Here is a 16,763-nt window from a genome sequence, read left to right on the forward strand (position 1 = left end):
CCATCCTGCCTCAGCCGCCGGCACCACGGACGGACGGGCACGCGCACGGGTGCGCGTGCCCGTCCGGGCGTGGGCTGTCGGCTACCGCTTGTCGATGTCCACGACCATCGCGTCCTCGACGGTGGCGACCACCTTGATCCGGGTGCCGGTGCCGGCCACCTTCGTCGAGCCCCACGGGTTGTCGGCGTCCCAGTAGCCGTTGACGTCCTTGTCGTCGAACATCGGGATGCCGCGCGAGGAGCGCACCCGCTCGGGCTGGCCGTTGCGGTGGAAGGTCACCGCGTCGGTGCGCTGCCGGCCGAAGGTGGCGTCGAAGGGCTGGCGCCGGTTGCCCAGCAGGCTGCCGTCACGGAAGGTGATCGGCTCCGGTCGCGCGTCCACCGGCAGCGCCAGGCCGTGCCCGGGGTGCTGCGAGGTGTTGTTGTTGTCCCACTGGTTGTCGACGTACCAGACGAGCATCCCCTCCTGGTAGGGGAAGCGCTCGACCCAGTCCGGCCGGGTGCTGGACCAGCCGAAGTTGTACGGGCCGGTCTCCAGGTAGCGGTCGTAGCCGTCGTAGGTCCGGTTCTCGGCGAGGTAGTAGTGCGTCTTGACCTCGGTGGTGGTCCCGCTGGTGCGGGTGAAGCCGTCCGCGCTCCAGCCGTTGTCGCCGCTCTCGACGTCGTCGGACAGGACGGTGGACCCGTCGACCGTGACGGCGATGTCGTCGATGAAGGCGCCGTTCTCGGTGACCGCCCCGTCGGTCTGGTAGCGGAAGCGCACCTGCACCTCGCCGCCGACGTGCTCGGAGAGGTCGAAGCTGTGCTCGCGCCAGCTCATGTCGCCGCCGTCGACGAGCTCGCCGACCTGCTCCCAGGTCTGCCCGTCGGTGCTGACCTCGGCGACGAGGAAGTCGTAGCCCGCCTCGATCTCGTGGCTGATCCAGGCCGAGAGCTCGGCGTCCTGCGCGCCGGTGAGGTCCACCGTGCGGGTCAGGGTCGTGCTGAGGTTGTCCCCGGACCCGCTCCACCACTCGCTCTCCCCGGAGTGCGGGGTGTTGTAGTCGGTGGTGATCGTCTTGTCCGGCAGGGTCACCGCGACCGCCTGCGGCAGATCCCGGTGGTCCTTGGCCGCCGGGCCGAGGTCGACCCGCTGCTTGCGGCGCTGCGCCTGGACGGTCTCGAAGTCCAGCCAGCCGAGCTGCAGCTTGCTCCAGGCGCCCATGTAGCCGGGGCTGGAGCCGATGTCGACGGTGCCCCGGTTGAGCCAGCTGCCGCCGGACATCAGCGCCCAGAAGCCGGTGCCGTTGTCGCCGCCCTGGGTGTCGTAGAGGTCCGGCAGGCCGAGGTCGTGACCGAACTCGTGGGCGAAGACGCCGAGGCCGCCGTTCTCCGGCTCGGTGGTGTAGTCGCCGACCCAGATGCCGGAGCGGCCGATCTGCACGCCGCCGTTGAGGTTGCCCTGCGGCCCGGTGCGGCCGATGTCGTTGTCGAAGGCGTAGTAGCGGTGCGACCAGATGGCGTCCTCGCCCTGGGCGCCGCCACCGGCCTCCTCGCCCTCGCCGGCGTGGATCGCCTGGAAGTGGTCGATGTAGCCGTCCGGCTCGTCGAAGTCGCCGTCGTCGTCGTGGTCGTAGCGGTCCCACACGTCGAACTGCGCGAGGTACTGCTTGATCTGCCGGTTGGTCCTGCCCTGGGCGCGCTGGTCGGCGTACCAGGCCTCGACCGTGTCCTGGACGTAGGCCCAGTAGCCCTCGGCCTCGCTGGTGCCGTCGCCCTCCACCGGGTTGTGACCGTAGCGGGCCTCGTTGTACGGCACGGTGACCCAGTCGGAGACGTCGCCGGTGGCCTCGAAGCGGCCGTTGGACTGCTTGTCGTAGAAGTGCTTCAGCGACTGCTTGTCGTCGGCGAACATCAGGTCCAGGTAGTGCTGCCGGTCGAAGGTGCGCCGCCAGATCGTCGAGTTGTCGTCGGTCTCGCCGCCGTCCCAGATCCGGTCCGGCTTCTCGATCTGGTCGTGCACCGGGCCGGCCTCGCCGCCCTGGGGCTGCATCGTCCGGTCGCCGAAGTCGGTGAGGATCGTGAAGATGTTCGCCGTGCGCTCGACGTCGTACTGCACGTAGCGCGGTCCGCGCTGGCGGGCGGCGGCGCCGCGTACGTCGTCGGGCGCGTCCGCCGCCTCGACCTCGATGACCTTCTTGCCCGCCTTCGTCTCGACCTCGGCCTCGCCGGTGACCAGCTGCTCCACCGCGGCCTCGCGCAGCGCCCGCTGACGCTCGCCGAGCGGGTGCGGGATGTCGTCGACCTGCTCGGGCTCGGTGCTCGGGTCCGGCGGCGAGGGGGTGGGAGCGGTGACGCGCTGGTCGGCGGCCTGGGCGGTGGTGGCCGCCATGGACAGGGGTGCCGCGCTCAGGGCGAGCGCCGCGACGGCGCCCGTCAGCAGGGTGCTGCGTGATCTCTTCACGGGGGACTCTCTCTCGTGCGTGTGGCGTGGCCCACAAGGGGTAAGCGCATGCAACCAAGAGTCACCGGCGTGATGGGCCGTCGGCCGGACGTCTTTAAGAAGTTCTGACGATTCGCAGGAAGAATCCTGACGCCTAGGCTGGGGCCATGAGCGAGCAGACGCCCCCGCAGACCTCCGCCGAGACGGCCGCTCCGTACGGCAGCGGCGCCACCCCGGCCGCCGCGCCCAACGCCCTGCGCCGGGTCCGCATCCCGCACCTGCACGAGATGAAGCAGCGCGGCGAGCGCTGGGCCATGCTCACCGCCTACGACATGTACTCCGCCCAGGTCTTCGACGAGGCCGGGATCCCGGCGCTGCTCGTCGGTGACTCCGCCGGCAACAACGTCCTGGGATACGCCACCACGCTCCCGGTGACCGTCGAGGAGATGCTGCCGCTGACCCGTGCGGTGGCCACCGCGGCCCGGCGGGCGCTGGTCGTCGCCGACCTCCCCTTCGGCAGCTATCAGGGCTCCCCCGAGCAGGCCTACGCCACCGGGGTGCGCTTCATGAAGGAGGGCCTGGCGCACGCGGTCAAGCTCGAGGGCGGCGCCGAGATGGCCCCGCAGATCGAGCGGCTGGTCACCGGCGGGGTGCCCGTCTGCGCGCACATCGGTTTCACCCCGCAGAGCGAGCACGCCCTCGGCGGCTACAAGGTCCAGGGACGCGGCGAGCAGGCCGACGCGCTCGTCGCCGACGCCCTCGCGGTGCAGCAGGCCGGGGCCTTCGCCGTGGTCATGGAGATGGTCCCGGCGCCGATCGCGGCCCGGATCACCCAGGAGCTGAGCATCCCGACGATCGGCATCGGCGCCGGACCGGACTGCGACGCGCAGGTGCTGGTGTGGCAGGACATGGCCGGGCTGCGCGGCGGCAAGGGTGCCCGCTTCGTCAAGCAGTACGCCGACCTGCGCTCCACCCTCGCCCAGGCGGCCCGGACCTACGCCGAGGACGTCTCGGCCGGCACCTTCCCCGGGCCCGAGCACTCCTTCGACTCCTGAGGACGGCCCCACCGTGCCCGAGCAGCCCAGCGGCGACGACCTGCCCGAGATCCGCACCCGCTGGTCGGAGGTCAGCGGCGGCATCGAGGCCGCCTACGCCTACCGGCAGCGCTTCGACGACCTCGTCGAGCAGGGCGTCGACGTGCACGGCGAGGCCCGCCTGGTCACCGCCCTGCGCCCACCGCCGTCACGGGTGCTGGACGCCGGCTGCGGCGAGGGGCGGATCGCCTCCCGGCTGACCTGGCTGGGTCACGACGTCGTCGGTGTCGACGCCGACCGGCACCTGCTCGAGCTCGCCGAGGAGCGGGACACCCAGACCCGCTTCGTCGTCGCCGACCTGGCGACGCTGTCGCTGCGCTCGCAGTCCTTCGACCTCATCCTGCTGGCCGGCAACGTCGTGCCCTACCTCGCCGACGGCACCCTGGTGGACGTGCTGCGTCGGCTGCGCCAGCACCTCGACGCCGGCGGTCTGCTGGTCACCGGATACTCGCTGCCGGGATCGCAGCCGCGCGGCGCCGCCGAGGTGAGCGTGCGCGACTTCGAGCGGGCCGCCTTCGCCGCCGGGCTGGCCCTGGTGCAGCAGTACGCCTCGTGGGACCGGGCGCCCTGGCCCGGCGACGGGACCTACCGGCTGAGCCTGCACCGCCCGGCCTGAGCCGGTCGCGCGGGGTGGCCCGGGGCGGCCGAGCGGGGGTGGCCCCGGGGGGACCAGCGCTCAGGCCTCGCCCTCCTCCCAGCGGCGGTCCTCCTCGTCCCAGGCCTCGGTGCGCGCGGCGGCCGTCTCCAGGGCGCGGCCGGCCTCCTCGCGGGTGGCGTAGGGGCCCATGACCTCGGCGCCGGGCGACTTCTCGTCGTCGCTCTCCACCTGGCGGGTCTGGATGTTGAACCAGTACTGCACGGGCTGCTCCTCGCTCGTCGGCTGCGATGACGGTACCCGCGCCGCGGCGCACCGTCGTTGCCTAGACTCCACCTCATGTCCGCCTCGCTCGCAAGCGTCCACCCCGGCACCGTGTCCGGGCGTCGGCCGGTGCCCGCCGGCATCGTCCGACCCGAGTACGTCGACAAGCCCGCGCCGGCCCCCTTCACCGGCAGCGAGGTCAAGGACGAGGAGACCATCGCCAGGATGCGCGTGGCCGGACGGGTCGCCGCCCAGGCGATGGCCACCGCCGCCGAGGCGATCGCGCCGGGGGTGACCACCGACGAGATCGACGCGATCGCCCACGAGTTCCTCCTCGACCACCACGCCTACCCCTCGACGCTGGGCTACCGGGGCTTCCCGAAGTCGGTGTGCACCTCGGTCAACGAGGTGGTCTGCCACGGCATCCCGGACGACCGCCGGCTCGAGGACGGCGACATCGTCAACATCGACATCACCGCCTACCTCGACGGGGTGCACGGAGACACCGACGCCACCTACCTCTGCGGCGACGTCGACGAGGAGTCCCGGCTGCTCGTCGAGCGCACCCACGAGGCGATGATGCGCGGGATCAAGGCGGCCGTCCCGGGCCGCCAGCTGAACATCGTCGGCCGGGTCATCGAGAAGTACGCCGCCCGCTTCGGCTACGGCGTGGTCCGCGACTTCACCGGCCACGGGATCGGCAGCGCCTTCCACTCCGGCCTGATCGTGCCGCACTACGACGCCGCTCCCGGCTACGACACCGTCATCGAGCCGGGCATGACCTTCACCGTCGAGCCGATGCTCAACCTGGGCACGCACGAGTGGACGATGTGGGACGACGGGTGGACCGTGGTCACCAAGGACCTGCGCCGCTCGGCGCAGTTCGAGCACACCATCCTCATCACCGACAGCGGCAACGAGATCCTCACCCTCGGGTGAGCCGGGCAGGAGCGATCATGGCCAAGAAGGCGCACGCGCTGGGTATCGACATCGGCGGCTCGGGGATCAAGGGTGCCCCCGTCGACCTGGACAAGGGGGCCTTCGCCGACGACCGGCTGCGGATCGCCACCCCGGACGGCGCCGGGCCGGACGACGTCGCCGACGTCGTCGCCCAGATCGTCGAGCACTTCGACCTCGGCACGGTGCCGGTCGGGATCACCGTGCCGGCCGTGGTCACCCACGGGGTGGTGCGCAGCGCCGCCAACATCGACCGGTCCTGGATCGACCTCGATGCCGAGAAGCTCTTCAGCAAGCGCCTGGGGCTGGAGGTGCACGTGGTCAACGACGCCGACGCCGCCGGTGTCGCGGAGCGCCACTTCGGGGCGGCCCAGGGGCACGACGGGCTGGTCGTGCTCACCACCCTCGGCACCGGGATCGGCACCGCGGTCATCAACGACGGCGACCTCGTGCCCAACGCCGAGCTCGGGCACCTGGAGATCGACGGTCACGACGCCGAGACCCGGGCCGCGGAGAGCGTGCGCGACCGGGAGGACCTCAGCATGCCGGAGTGGGCCGAGCGGCTGCAGCGCTACTACCGCCACCTCGAGGACCTCATCTGGCCCGACCTCTTCGTCGTCGGTGGCGGGATCAGCAAGAAGGCCGACGAGTTCCTGCCGCTGCTGGACATCCGCACCGAGATCGTGCCGGCCCAGCTGAAGAACAAGGCCGGCATCATCGGCGCCGCCCGGCTGGCGAAGAAGGCCGCCAAGCACTCCTGACGCTGCGGCTCCCGGCAGGGGGTCAGCGGGTGAAGGACACCGGCCCGGCGTCGCGCAGGTCCCGCACGTCGGTCTCCGGGTGACCCAGGTCTCGGGCCTGGCCGAGGTAGAGGGCCCGCCCGGTCTCGTTGAGCAGGCCGTCGTGCACCGGCACGGCGACCGGTGCCGCGATCCGCCGCAGGAAGGCGGTCATCTCCCGGCTGCGCTGCCACGGTGCGTTCAGCGGGAAGGCGAGCACGTCCACCTCGCCCGGCTCGCCGTCCAGGGCGTCACCGGGATGGAAGACCGTCGGCTCGCCTTCGGCGCTGATCCGCACCCCGCGGTTGCCGATCCGGGGCAGGTCGTCGTGGATCAGCGCGTGCTGCCGACCCACCGCCTCCAGCCGGGCCCCGGCCACGTCGGTGGTCCCGTCGAGGTCGGCGCAGCTCAGGCCGAGCCCGCGGGCGATCTCGGCGGCCTGCGGCTCGGCCAGCAGCCGGGCCTGCGGGTTGGCCGCCATCAGGCCGGGGACGTGCTCGCAGTCGAGATGGTCCGGGTGCTGGTGGGTGACCACCACCGCGGAGAGGTCCCGCAGCCCGTGCCAGCCGTCGCTGAAGGCGCCGGGGTCGATGAGCACCCGCGCCTCGGCGGTCTCGACGAGGAGGCAGGCGTGTCCGAGGTGGGTCAGGCGCATGCTCCCACCGTAGGGGTCGGTCCGCCGGGACGGGTTCTCACCACCTGTCCCACCCGCACCGCGCCATGCGGCATGGTGGAGTCATGCACGCCACCGACGACCCCGTGGGGAGCGCTCTGCCGCGCCGCCTCGGGCTCGGTGGTGCCACCGTCGTCGGGCTGGCCGCGATGCTCGGCGCCGGGGTCTTCGTCGCCTTCGCGCCGGCGGCCGCGGTGGCCGGCGAGCTGCTCCTGCTGAGCCTGCTCGTGGCAGCCCTCCTGGCCGCGGCGAACGCTCACTCCTCGGCGCGGCTGGCGGTGCGCTACCCGACCTCCGGCGGCACCTACGTCTACGCCCGGGAGCGGCTCGGCCTGCCGTGGGGGCACCTGGCGGGCTGGGCCTTCATGGTCGGCAAGACCGCCTCCTGCGCCGTGATGGCGCTGACCGTCGGCGCCTACCTGTGGCCGGAGAACGAGACCATCCTGGGGCTGCTCGTGGTCCTCGGGGCGCTCGTGCTCAACCTGCAGGGGATCACCCGGTCGGCGCAGGCCGCCGCCGTCATCGTCGGCCTGGTGCTGCTCGTGCTCGGCTGCTTCGTCGTGGCGATGTTCCTGGCTCCCCCGGACGTGGTCGCCGAGGCCGAGCCGGAGACCGCGCGGTCGAGCGTGTGGGGCGTGCTGCAGGGCGCCGGCTTCCTCTTCTTCGCCTTCGCCGGCTTCGCCCGGGTCGCCACGCTCGGTGAGGAGGTGCGCTCCCCCGGCCGGACCATCCCCCGGGCGATCGGCCTGTCGCTGGCCGTCGTGCTGGCCGTCTACGCCACGGTGGCGCTGGCCTTCACCACCAGCGTCGGGGTGGGCTGGCTGGCGGCGCGGGTGGCCCCGCTGGCCGAGGCCGCCGAGATCTCCGGCTGGAGCTGGCTGGGATCGGTGCTGCGCTTCACGGCCGGGGTCGCGGCGGCCGGCGCGCTGCTGGCCCTGACGCTCGGGGTGACCCGGACGGTCGTCGCGATGGCCCGGGACCACCACCTGCCCCGGCAGCTGGCCCGGGTCGAGGGCACCCACGCCGTCCCCCGTGCGGCGGTGCTCGCGGTGTGCATCGCGGTGGCGGTGCTGGTGCTGCTGGCCGACGTGCGGGCCTCGATCGGGGTCTCCTCCTTCTGCGTGCTCGTCTACTACGCCCTCGCCAACGCCAGCGCCTGGACGCTGGCGCCCGGTGCCACGCGCGTGGTGCCCGCCGTGGGGCTTCTCGGCTGCCTGGCCGTCGCCGTCGTGCTGCCCTGGGAGTCGGTGCTCTTCGGGGTGCTCGTGCTCGGGATCGGCGCCTTCGTCGGCTGGTTCCGGCACACCACCCGGGACGCCTCCCCGGCCGAGCTGGGCGATCCCGCCACGGACGACGGGGAGCTGAGCAGCACCCCGGCCAGCACCCCGCCGCCGCTGGCCCCGGCGGACGCCGACGAGGTCGACCCCGACCTGCTCGACGCCAGCGGGACCACCCCGCTGCGCGAGACCGGCGCGGGTGGTGTCCGGGGAGACGACGTGAGCGGTGCCCACGGAGACGACGCGGGCGGCGCCCCCGGAGACGACGCGGGCGGCACCGGGGGCGACGGCACCGGCCCGGAGGCCCTCGACCGCTGAGCCGGTGGGTGGGCGGCCGTCGGCACCGGTAGGGTGATCCGTGGATGAGTCGGTCGGACGGTCGCGTCGGTGCTCCGGCACCGCCGAGGAAAGTCCGGGCTCCGCAGGGCAGGGTGGTGGCTAACAGCCACCCGGGGTGACCCGCGGGACAGTGCCACAGAGAACAGACCGCCACGACCCCACGGTGTGGGGCGCGGCAAGGGTGAAACGGTGGTGCAAGAGACCACCAGCGGCCCGGGTGACCGGGCCGGCTCGGTAAACCCCACCCGGAGCAAGTCCAGACAGTGCGTGATCGAGGGCGGCCCGCCCGAGCGCACGGGTAGGACGCTGGAGGCCGTCGGCGACGGCGGCCCGAGATGGATGACCGTCACCCGGTCGCCGGCGACGGCGGCCGGGGACAGGACCCGGCTTACAGACCGACTCATCCCCACCCCCTTCGGCGGGGCGCGGTGCGGTCTTCGCGCGCGGCGCCCGGTCGCCCGCGGTGCGGTCGTCGCTCGCGGCGCCCGGTCGCGGTCAGAGCACCCGCAGCTCGAGCTCGCCCGCGGCGACGTCGGCGCGCTCGACACGCACCCGCACCCGCTGCCCGAGCTCCCCGCTCCCCTCGGCGCGGGCGATCACCGGCTTGTCGGTCAGGGCCACCTCGAGCCGGCCGCGGCCACCTTCGGGCACGTCGACGACCACCGCGTCGTGCTCGCTGCCGACCTCGTCGGCCAGGGCCGCGCACTCCACCGCCTCGGTGCAGCCGCGCTCGACGGCGCCGGCCCGGCGGTCGCTGGCCGACATCGCCTCGGCCAGCCGCGGCAGCGCCTCCCGCACCCAGGCGGGGATCTCCTCGCCGGCGGAGACGGCCGCGCACAGCGCCAGGCCGTAGCGGTCCACCAGCCGGCGCAGCGGCGCCGTGACGTGGGCGTAGGGCGCCGCGATCGCGGACTGCTCGACGAGCTCGGGCAGCTCCCCGTCGAAGGCGGTGTACCCGGCTCCGCGGAAGAGCCCGGTGGCCTCGTGGATGATCGCCAGGTGCACCGGGTCCTCGCGGTCCAGGCCGCGCAGGAAGTCGCCGTAGGTCTGCTCGGCGGGCCAGTCCACGTCGAGGCCGCGCACCACCCGGCGCAGCCGCCGCAGCACCTCCTCCTCGGGCTCCGGCATCGTCCGCAGCACCCCGACCCGGGCGTGCAGCATGAGCTCGGCGGCGGCCATCCCGGTCATCAGGGAGATCTGCGCGTTCCAGTCCTCGGCGGCCAGCAGCGGGCGCAGCCGCAGCTCGTAGTGGCCGTCCTCGCGGACGATCACCTCCTGCTCCGGCATCGGCAGGGTGGCTCCGCCCCGGGCCAGCTCGAGCCGGATCCGGGCCTCACCGATCTCGCGCAGCAGCGTCAGCCGCTCGTCGGCGGTGGCCTCGTCGATCGCCCGCTGCACCTGCGCGTAGTCCAGCCGGTCCTGGCTGCGCACCATCGCCGGGGCAAGGGCGATGTCGACGACCTCGCCCTCGGCGTCCAGGCGCAGGTCCCAGACGTAGGCGGGGGTGGGCTGCCCCGGCAGCAGGCTGGCCGGTCCCTCGCTGACCTGCGGCGGGTGCAGCGGCGTCCGCTGGTCGGGAGCGTAGATGGTCTGCCCGCGCTCCCAGGACTCGGTGTCGATCGCCCCGCCCGGGGCCACGAAGGCCGGCAGGTAGGCGATGGCATAGCGCACCCGGAAGCCGGTGCCGTCACGCTCCAGCAGCATGGCCTGGTCCAGGTCCATCGCGCCGGGCGGGTCGATGGTGAGGAAGGGGAGGTCGGTCAGGTCGGTCTCCGGCAGATGCCGCGGGTCGGCGGCGACCGCCTCCGCCTCGGCGAGGACCGCGTCCGAGAAACGCTTCGGCACATCCTGCTCGGCGCGGACGGCGTCGAAGCGCTCGGCGAGACCGGTGGCGCGCACGATCTCGCCGTCGGCGGACTCGGGTGGGCTGAAGCGGGTCGCTCGCTGGGCGGACATGCGGCTCACCCTAGCCACGCGGCAGGCCCGTCCGGTCCCCGACAGCGAGGCCGTGCGTGGTGCTCGCCCGCCCGGTGGCTACCCTGAGCCGGTGCTCGTGCTGCTACCCCCGTCGGAGTCCAAGGCGGAGCGGCGGCGTGGACGTCCGCTCGACCTCGACCGGCTCTCCTTCGCCGACCTGACCCCCACCCGACGACGGGTCGCCGAGGCGCTGGCGGAGGTGTCGGCGCGGCCGGACGCCGCCGAGGTGCTCGGGGTCTCCCCCACGCTGGACGAGGAGATCGCCCGCAACACCCGGCTGGGCAGCGCACCGTCGCTGCCGGCTGGCGAATGCTACACCGGGGTGCTCTACGACGCGCTCGACCTGGCCAGCCTGGATACCGCCTCCCGGCGCCGGGCGCAGCGTCGGCTGGTCGTCGTCTCGGCGCTGTACGGCGCGGTGCGGCTGGGCGACCGGATCGCCCCCTACCGCCTGTCGATGGCGGTCTCCCTGCCCGGCGTGGGTCCGGTGGCCGGGGCCTGGCGGGAGGTGCTCGACCCCGAGCTGAGCGCCGCCGCCGGGCGCGGTCTGGTGCTCGACTGCCGGTCCTCGACCTATGTCGCCGCGTGGCGTCCGAGCGGTGAGCTGGCCCGGCGGTGGGTGGCCGTGCGGGTGCCCGGGGCGACCCACATGGCCAAGCACACCCGGGGGCTCGTGGCCCGCGCGGTGAGCCAGAGCTCGGCCGACCCGCGCTCCCCCGAGGCGCTGGCGGCGCTGCTGCGCGAGGACCACGGCTTCACGGTGGCGCTGCACCCGCCGAGCAGCGCCCGGGCCCCGCACGTCCTGGACGTCACCGCCCCGACGGGCTGAACCACCGGCCCCACGGGCTGAACCACCGGCCGCGACCCTCACCCGGCCGACCTCCCCTTCCGCGCGCTGGGTCTCCCGTCCCCCATCCGCAACTGCCCGGGCAATTCGCATCTAGACCGTGAACTGCCCGGGCAGTTGCGTGGGAGGCGTGATTTGCCCGGGCAGTTGCGCATAAGGGTTGTGAATTGCCCGGGCAGTTGCGCACCAGGGATGTGATTTGCCCGGGCAGTTGCGCATGAGGGTTGTGATTTACCCGGGCAGTTGCGAGAAGGGGGGTCGGGTCAGCCCAGGGCCTGGCGGATGTCGGCGACGAGGTCGTCGGGCGACTCCAGGCCGACGGAGATCCGCACGGTGGCGTCGGTGATCCCGATCGCCGCACGAGCCTCCTCCCCCATCCGACGGTGCGTGGTCGTCGCCGGGTGGGTCACCAGCGACTTGCTGTCGCCGAGGTTGTTGGAGATGTCCACCAGGCGCAGCCGGTTCATCAGCGCGAAGGCCTCGGCCTTGCCACCGACGATGTCGAAGGTGACCACGGTGCCTCCCCCGGTCATCTGCCTCCGCGCCAGCTCGTGCTGCGGGTGCTCGGGCAGCCACGGGTGGATCACCCGACCGACCCGGTCGTCGGCCTGCAGCGCCCGCGCCACCGCGAGCGTGGACTCGTGCATCCGCTCCACCCGCAGCTGCATCGTCTCCAGCCCCTTGACCAGCACCCAGGCGTTGAAGGGCGACAGGCTCGGGCCGGTGTGCCGCATGAGGTTGCGCACCGGTCCCTGGACGAACTCCTCGGGCCCGAGGATGGCCCCACCGAGCACCCGCCCCTGGCCGTCGATGTGCTTGGTCGCCGAGTACACGACGATGTCCGCGCCGTGCTCCAGCGGCCGGGAGAAGACCGGGGTGCCGAAGACGTTGTCGACGACGACCTGCGCCCCGGCCGCATGGGCCAGCTCGCTGACCGCGGCGATGTCGACGAGCTCCTGCATGGGGTTGCTCGGGGTCTCGAAGAAGACCGCCGTCGTCGGCTGGGACAGCGCCTCGCGCCACTGGTCCAGGTCGGGACCGTCGACGAAGACCGTCTCGACGCCCCACCGGGGCAGGATCTCGTCGAGGATGACGAAGCAGGAGCCGAAGAGCCCCCGCGCCGCGACCACCCGGTCCCCGGCGCCGAGCAGCGCGCCCAGGGCGGTGAAGACCGCGCCCATCCCGGAGGCGGTCGCGTAGGCGGCCTCGGCGCCCTCGAGCAGCCGCATCCGCTCCTCGAGCATGGCCACGGTCGGGTTGCCGTAGCGGGAGTAGACGAACTTCGTGATGTCCTCGGTGAAGGCCGCCTCGGCCTCCTCGGCGCTGCCGTAGACGAAGCCGGAGGTCAGGTACATCGCCTCGGCGGTCTCGTCGAAGGCCGAGCGGGCCTGGCCGCCGCGGATCGCCAGGGTGGCCGGGTCGAGACCGGTCGGATCGAGGTAGGGGCGCGGGTTGCCCGGCCCGAAGGGGGACCCGTCGCCGGTGCCGGCCGCCATCAGCCCTGCACCCACGGCAGACCGGCGACCTGCCAGCCGTTGACGTCGCGGTGACCACCCTCGCCGAGGTCGCCCTCGAAGCCCTCGGCGACGTTGTGCGCGGCCGACCAGCCCGCCTCGGTGGCCGCGCTCGCCGCCGCGGCCGAGCGGGCCCCGGAGCGGCACAGGAAGTACGCGGGCGTACCGGCGTCGACCCCGGCCGCGACGAGCTCGTCCAGGAAGTTCGGGTTGAGCGCCCCGTCGGGGTAGCCGAGCCACTCGACGGAGACCGGGCGCGCCCCGAGACCGGAGAGGTCGGGCACGCCGACGTAGGTGCGCTCGGCGTGGGTGCGCACGTCGACGAGCACGGCGTCGGGGTCGCCGCTCAGGGCGTCCCAGGCCTGCTGCGGGGAGACATCTCCGGCATGACTCATGGCGTCAGGGTAGACACCGGCACGGGCGCTCCCGGCGGCGGACCACGATGAGGACCGGACGCTCCGGCTGCCTGCCGCCACGCCCGTGCCCGAGGCGTGCGGTCAGCCGATGCCGTAGGCGACGACGAGACCGGTGACGAGGAAGCGGCCCAGGCAGCCGACCGTCGTGATGACGACGAAGGCGACCAGCGAGACCCGCTTCACCCCGGCCGCCACGGTGACCACGGCCAGCGGCGGGAAGCCGATCGCCGAGCTGGCGAACATCACCAGCGGACCCAGCCGCGGCCGGTCGAGGACGTCGATCATCGCCTTCGACCACCGGGCCAGGGTGGCCCCCACCCGGCCCCACGAGCGGCGCGGTCTCTCCACGTCGTCGAGTTGCTTCTCGGCCCGTCGGCGAGAGACCGCGTCGGCCCCCTTCGCCGCGGCCACGAAGTGGGTGATCTTGCCGACCACCAGCCCGAAGGTCATGAGGGCGATGTGCAGCGCCCACTGCTCCGGGAAGATGACCGGCGCGGCCAGGGCGTAGACCTCGGCGTTCAGCGGCGGGAAGAAGGCCGAGAGCAGCCCGAAGGCGAGCGCACCGATGAGCCCGGACGCGGTGAGCCAGGAGGGGACGTCGGTCACGCGCCGACCTCAGGTCCGGTTGGTGAAGGCGACGACGGCGGCCTCGCCCGGCCAGGACTGCACCGCGCTCACCGATCCGGCGGCCAGCGCCAGCCGGTCGCGGCGGGCGGCCGGGACGTCGAGGACGTCCGCGAGCACGGCGCGCACGGCCTCGGCGCCGGCCACGACGACGACCAGCCCGCCGGTGCCCTGCAGGTCGTGCCAGCGGTCGAGCACCGGGCCGTCCTGGGGATCGGCCACGAGGTCGAGCGCGTCGGCCAGCGGCTGGGTGTCGTCAGCGGTGGGCCCGCCCCAGGTCAGCAGCTGCGGCCGCTCGTCGGCGAGCAGCCCGCGCAGCTGCCGCACGGTGGCGGTCGGGTCGCCGCCGGGGACCACGAGCAGCAGCCGGGTGGCCTCGGCGGTGCCATCTGCAGCCTCGGTCTCGACAGCATCGGCGCTGGGTCCCTCGTCGCGGGTCTGCTCGTCGTCGGTGTGCCAGCGGGCCACGCTGGTGCCGTCCATGCCGTCGTTGGACAGCGCGTCGGCGTCGCCGTTCTCGCCGCGCGGGATCCAGGTGAAGGACACGGTGCCGCCGGCCTCGCGGATCTCGCCGACGAGGTCGCGCCCCTGCAGGGCGAGCCGGCGCATGTCCTCGTGCTTGATCTTCCACCGGCCGGACATCTGCTCGACGACGAGCTTGGAGTCCATGGCGACCTCGACCTCGGCCGCGGGGTCGATCGCGACCACCGCGGTCAGCCCGGCGAGCATGCCGCGGTACTCGGCGACGTTGTTCGAGGCCGTGCCCAGCGGCTCGGCGAGCTCGACGAGCAGGTCCCCCGTGGCCACGTCGCGCACCAGGGCGCCGTAGCCGGCCACACCGGGATTGCCGCGAGAGCCGCCGTCGGCCTCGACGCGCAGGCGGCGGGCCATCAGGCGGCGGGCAGACCGGACTCGTCGGTGCGCACGAGGATGCGGTTGCACTCCTCGCAGCGCACCACCTCGTCGGCGGGCGCCTTGGCGATCGCCCCGAGGTCGACCGGGTTGAGCTCGAGCTGGCAGCCGCCGCAGCGGCGCTGCACCAGCGGTGCCGCGCCCAGGCCGCCGGAGGCGTCCCGGACCCGGTCGTAGAGGGCCACCAGGGCGGGGTCGATCGTCGAGACGAGGTCGGCCCGCGGGGCGGCCACCTCGGCCCGCTCACGGTCCAGCTCGGCCAGCGCAGCGTCGCGCTCCCGGGTGAGCTCCTCGACCTGGGCGGTGGCCCGGTCGCGGTCGGCGGTCAGGGTGCTGACCCGCTCCTCGCCCGCCTCGGCGCGCTCCATCACCTCGATCTCGACGTCCTCGAGGTCGGACTGGCGCCGGGCCAGGCTCTCCAGCTCGTGCTGCAGGGCGGTGAGGTCCTTGGCGCTGCCCTGGCCGGAGTCCAGGCGCTGCTGGTCGCGGGCCGCCCGGTCGCGGACCTGGGCGACGTCGCTCTCGGCGCGGTCCAGCTCGCGGCGCACGTCGCTGAGCGAGGTCTCGGCGCGCACCAGGTCGTCGGCGACGGCGGCGCGGGCGGTGGTCGCCTCCTGCAGCTGCGCCAGCTGGGGCAGCCGGGCGCGGGCGTGGTCGATCTGCTGCAGCCGGGTGTCGATCTGCTGCAGGTGCAGCAGACGCTGCTGGTGCTCGGGGTCGGCCTTCACGCCGTGCCTCCTTCGGCGGTGCGCGCCCCGACGGTGAAGGTCCACGGGTCGGTGCGGATGGTGCTCACGTGGGTCTCCAACGTAGCGGTGTCGTGGCCGGCGGCCGCGAGCGCCCCGACCAGGTCGTCGAGCGCGCCGCGCAGCCACAGCGACTCGGTGGCCCAGTGCCCGGCGTCGACGAGGTAGGGGGTGCCGTCGGCGACCACGGCCTCCTCACGCGCCTCCAGCACCGGGTGGTGGCGCAGGTCGGCGGTGACGTAGACGTCGGCTCCGGCGGCCCGGGCGGCGTCGAAGAGCCCGTCGCCGGCGCCACCGAGCAGCGCCACCCGGCGCACCCGTCCCTCCGGCGGGCCGGCCACCCGGATACCACCGGGAGCGGCCGGCAGCGCCTCAGCGAGACGACCGGCGAAGGTGGCCAGGTCGGTCTCGGCGGGCAGCTCGCCGACGAGCCCGAGCCCGTGCTCCTCCTCGACGCTCAGCGGGTGCGCCGAGGCCGGGTCGAGGCCGCAGGCCGCCGCCAGGGCGGTGTTGACGCCGGGGTCGGCGACGTCGGCGTTGGTGTGCGCCACGTAGAGGGCGACGTCGCCGACGACGAGGGCGGTGACGCTGGCCCCCTTCGCGCTCGTGGTGGCCACGGAGTGGATCCCGCGCAGCAGCAACGGGTGGTGGGTGAGCAGCAGGTCGGCGCCGGAGTCCCGGGCCTCGGCGATGACGGCCAGGGTCGGGTCCACCGCGGCGTGGATGCGCCGCACCGGCTGCTCGTGGTCGCCGCTGACCAGGCCGACCTGGTCCCAGGACTGGGCGCTGGCCGGCGGGTAGGTGGCGTCGAGGACGGCGACGACGTCGCCGAGGGTGAGGCTCATGTGGGCCCGGCCGGGCTCGAACCGACGACCTACGCGGTGTAAACGCGGCGCTCTACCAGCTGAGCTACAGGCCCCTGGCGCCGGTCGGTCCCCGACGTCCGGCGCCATTGTGCCAGGGCGGTACCGGGCCGCCGCGGACCCGCTCAGCCCGGGCGCGGGGCGTACATGATGAGGGCCACCCCGGCCAGGCAGACCAGGGCGCCGAGCACGTCGTAGCGGTCCGGGCGGAAGCCGTCGACGACGACGCCCCACAGCAGCGAGCCGGCGACGAAGACGCCGCCGTAGGCGGCCAGGACCCGGCCGAAGTGCGCCTCCGGCTGCCACGTGGCGACGAAGCCGTAGGCGCCCAGCGCCATGACGCCCAGGCCGGCCCACCACCAGGCGCGCCCCTCGCGCACCGCCTGCCAGACCAGCCAGGCGCCGCCGATCTCGGCGAGCGCGGCCAGCGCGAAGAGCAGGACCGAGCGCAGCACGTCAGGCGGT

At 73.8% G+C, this 16,763-nt stretch carries 17 protein-coding genes, 1 tRNA gene and 1 other RNA gene; 7 read left to right on the forward strand and 12 right to left on the reverse strand.

The features are described 5' to 3' along the window. Nucleotides 1-81 precede the first annotated feature (81 nt). Nucleotides 82-2,442 (reverse strand): immune inhibitor A domain-containing protein, encoded by a 2,361-nt coding sequence (locus BJY28_RS14165; RefSeq protein WP_343037135.1) that lies wholly within the window; start codon nucleotides 2,440-2,442, stop codon nucleotides 82-84. Between the two features lie 146 nt (nucleotides 2,443-2,588). Between BJY28_RS14165 and panB the strand changes: the two genes are divergently transcribed. Both panB and BJY28_RS14175 read left to right on the forward strand, forming a co-directional pair. Continuing rightward, nucleotides 2,589-3,476 (forward strand): 3-methyl-2-oxobutanoate hydroxymethyltransferase, encoded by an 888-nt coding sequence (gene panB / locus BJY28_RS14170; protein ID WP_179463571.1) that lies wholly within the window; start codon nucleotides 2,589-2,591, stop codon nucleotides 3,474-3,476. Between the two features lie 13 nt (nucleotides 3,477-3,489). Beyond that, nucleotides 3,490-4,131 carry a methyltransferase domain-containing protein gene (locus BJY28_RS14175; RefSeq protein ID WP_179463572.1) on the forward strand — a complete coding sequence of 214 codons (642 nt, stop codon included), beginning with the start codon at nucleotides 3,490-3,492 and terminating at the stop codon, nucleotides 4,129-4,131. Between the two features lie 60 nt (nucleotides 4,132-4,191). Here the strand turns inward: BJY28_RS14175 and BJY28_RS14180 are convergent, their stop codons facing one another. Next, entirely contained in the window at nucleotides 4,192-4,374 is a 183-nt protein-coding gene (locus BJY28_RS14180; protein ID WP_179463573.1) for a methionine aminopeptidase, read from the reverse strand. A 75-nt stretch (nucleotides 4,375-4,449) separates the two neighbouring features. Here BJY28_RS14180 and map point away from each other — a divergent pair, with 75 nt between their 5' ends. Both map and ppgK read left to right on the forward strand, forming a co-directional pair. Beyond that, nucleotides 4,450-5,313, forward strand: coding sequence for a type I methionyl aminopeptidase (map, locus tag BJY28_RS14185; RefSeq protein WP_179463574.1), 864 nt, complete (start codon nucleotides 4,450-4,452; stop codon nucleotides 5,311-5,313). 17 nt (nucleotides 5,314-5,330) lie between these two features. Beyond that, on the forward strand, nucleotides 5,331-6,092 hold the full coding sequence (ppgK, locus tag BJY28_RS14190; protein ID WP_179464185.1) for a polyphosphate--glucose phosphotransferase: 762 nt from the start codon (nucleotides 5,331-5,333) through the stop codon (nucleotides 6,090-6,092). A gap of 22 nt (nucleotides 6,093-6,114) precedes the next feature. Here ppgK and BJY28_RS14195 read toward each other — a convergent pair whose 3' ends face one another. After that, a complete protein-coding gene (locus BJY28_RS14195) occupies nucleotides 6,115-6,765 on the reverse strand; it encodes an MBL fold metallo-hydrolase (RefSeq protein ID WP_179463575.1) in 651 nt (216 codons plus the stop codon). Nucleotides 6,766-6,848: 83 nt separating this feature from the next. Here BJY28_RS14195 and BJY28_RS14200 point away from each other — a divergent pair, with 83 nt between their 5' ends. Next, nucleotides 6,849-8,378, forward strand: coding sequence for an APC family permease (locus BJY28_RS14200; RefSeq protein WP_179463576.1), 1,530 nt, complete (start codon nucleotides 6,849-6,851; stop codon nucleotides 8,376-8,378). A gap of 45 nt (nucleotides 8,379-8,423) precedes the next feature. Then, an RNA gene (gene rnpB, locus BJY28_RS14205) (RNase P RNA component class A) lies at nucleotides 8,424-8,806 on the forward strand. Nucleotides 8,807-8,894: 88 nt separating this feature from the next. Here the strand turns inward: rnpB and BJY28_RS14210 are convergent. Next, entirely contained in the window at nucleotides 8,895-10,355 is a 1,461-nt protein-coding gene (locus BJY28_RS14210) for an RNB domain-containing ribonuclease (protein WP_179463577.1), read from the reverse strand. 91 nt (nucleotides 10,356-10,446) lie between these two features. Here BJY28_RS14210 and BJY28_RS14215 point away from each other — a divergent pair, with 91 nt between their 5' ends. Further along, on the forward strand, nucleotides 10,447-11,205 hold the full coding sequence (locus tag BJY28_RS14215; RefSeq protein WP_179463578.1) for a peroxide stress protein YaaA: 759 nt from the start codon (nucleotides 10,447-10,449) through the stop codon (nucleotides 11,203-11,205). 281 nt (nucleotides 11,206-11,486) lie between these two features. On the opposite strand, the gene BJY28_RS14220 is transcribed toward BJY28_RS14215, so the two are convergent. The 8 genes from BJY28_RS14220 to BJY28_RS14255 form a co-directional block, all read right to left on the reverse strand. Beyond that, nucleotides 11,487-12,719 (reverse strand): O-succinylhomoserine sulfhydrylase, encoded by a 1,233-nt coding sequence (locus tag BJY28_RS14220; RefSeq protein ID WP_179464187.1) that lies wholly within the window; start codon nucleotides 12,717-12,719, stop codon nucleotides 11,487-11,489. Then, a complete protein-coding gene (locus BJY28_RS14225; RefSeq protein WP_179463579.1) occupies nucleotides 12,719-13,132 on the reverse strand; it encodes a rhodanese-like domain-containing protein in 414 nt (137 codons plus the stop codon). Before BJY28_RS14225 ends, BJY28_RS14220 begins: the two co-directional genes overlap by 1 nt. 102 nt (nucleotides 13,133-13,234) lie before the next feature. Beyond that, nucleotides 13,235-13,759, reverse strand: coding sequence for a YqaA family protein (locus BJY28_RS14230; RefSeq protein ID WP_179463580.1), 525 nt, complete (start codon nucleotides 13,757-13,759; stop codon nucleotides 13,235-13,237). Nucleotides 13,760-13,768: 9 nt separating this feature from the next. Beyond that, nucleotides 13,769-14,668, reverse strand: coding sequence for a reverse transcriptase-like protein (locus BJY28_RS14235; RefSeq protein ID WP_179463581.1), 900 nt, complete (start codon nucleotides 14,666-14,668; stop codon nucleotides 13,769-13,771). Next, nucleotides 14,668-15,417 carry a CT398-like coiled coil hairpin domain-containing protein gene (locus BJY28_RS14240; protein ID WP_179463582.1) on the reverse strand — a complete coding sequence of 250 codons (750 nt, stop codon included), beginning with the start codon at nucleotides 15,415-15,417 and terminating at the stop codon, nucleotides 14,668-14,670. Before BJY28_RS14240 ends, BJY28_RS14235 begins: the two co-directional genes overlap by 1 nt. Next, on the reverse strand, nucleotides 15,414-16,280 hold the full coding sequence (locus BJY28_RS14245) for a Nif3-like dinuclear metal center hexameric protein (RefSeq protein WP_179463583.1): 867 nt from the start codon (nucleotides 16,278-16,280) through the stop codon (nucleotides 15,414-15,416). The genes BJY28_RS14240 and BJY28_RS14245 overlap by 4 nt, the downstream gene beginning before the upstream one ends. 1 nt (nucleotide 16,281) lies before the next feature. Then, nucleotides 16,282-16,354: transfer RNA gene (locus tag BJY28_RS14250), tRNA-Val, on the reverse strand. Between the two features lie 69 nt (nucleotides 16,355-16,423). After that, a complete protein-coding gene (locus BJY28_RS14255; RefSeq protein ID WP_179463584.1) occupies nucleotides 16,424-16,753 on the reverse strand; it encodes a YnfA family protein in 330 nt (109 codons plus the stop codon). Between the last annotated feature and the right edge of the window lie 10 nt (nucleotides 16,754-16,763).

Origin of the sequence: Janibacter alkaliphilus, from assembly GCF_013408565.1 — a bacterium.
In the GTDB taxonomy this organism is placed as follows: domain Bacteria; phylum Actinomycetota; class Actinomycetes; order Actinomycetales; family Dermatophilaceae; genus Janibacter; species Janibacter alkaliphilus.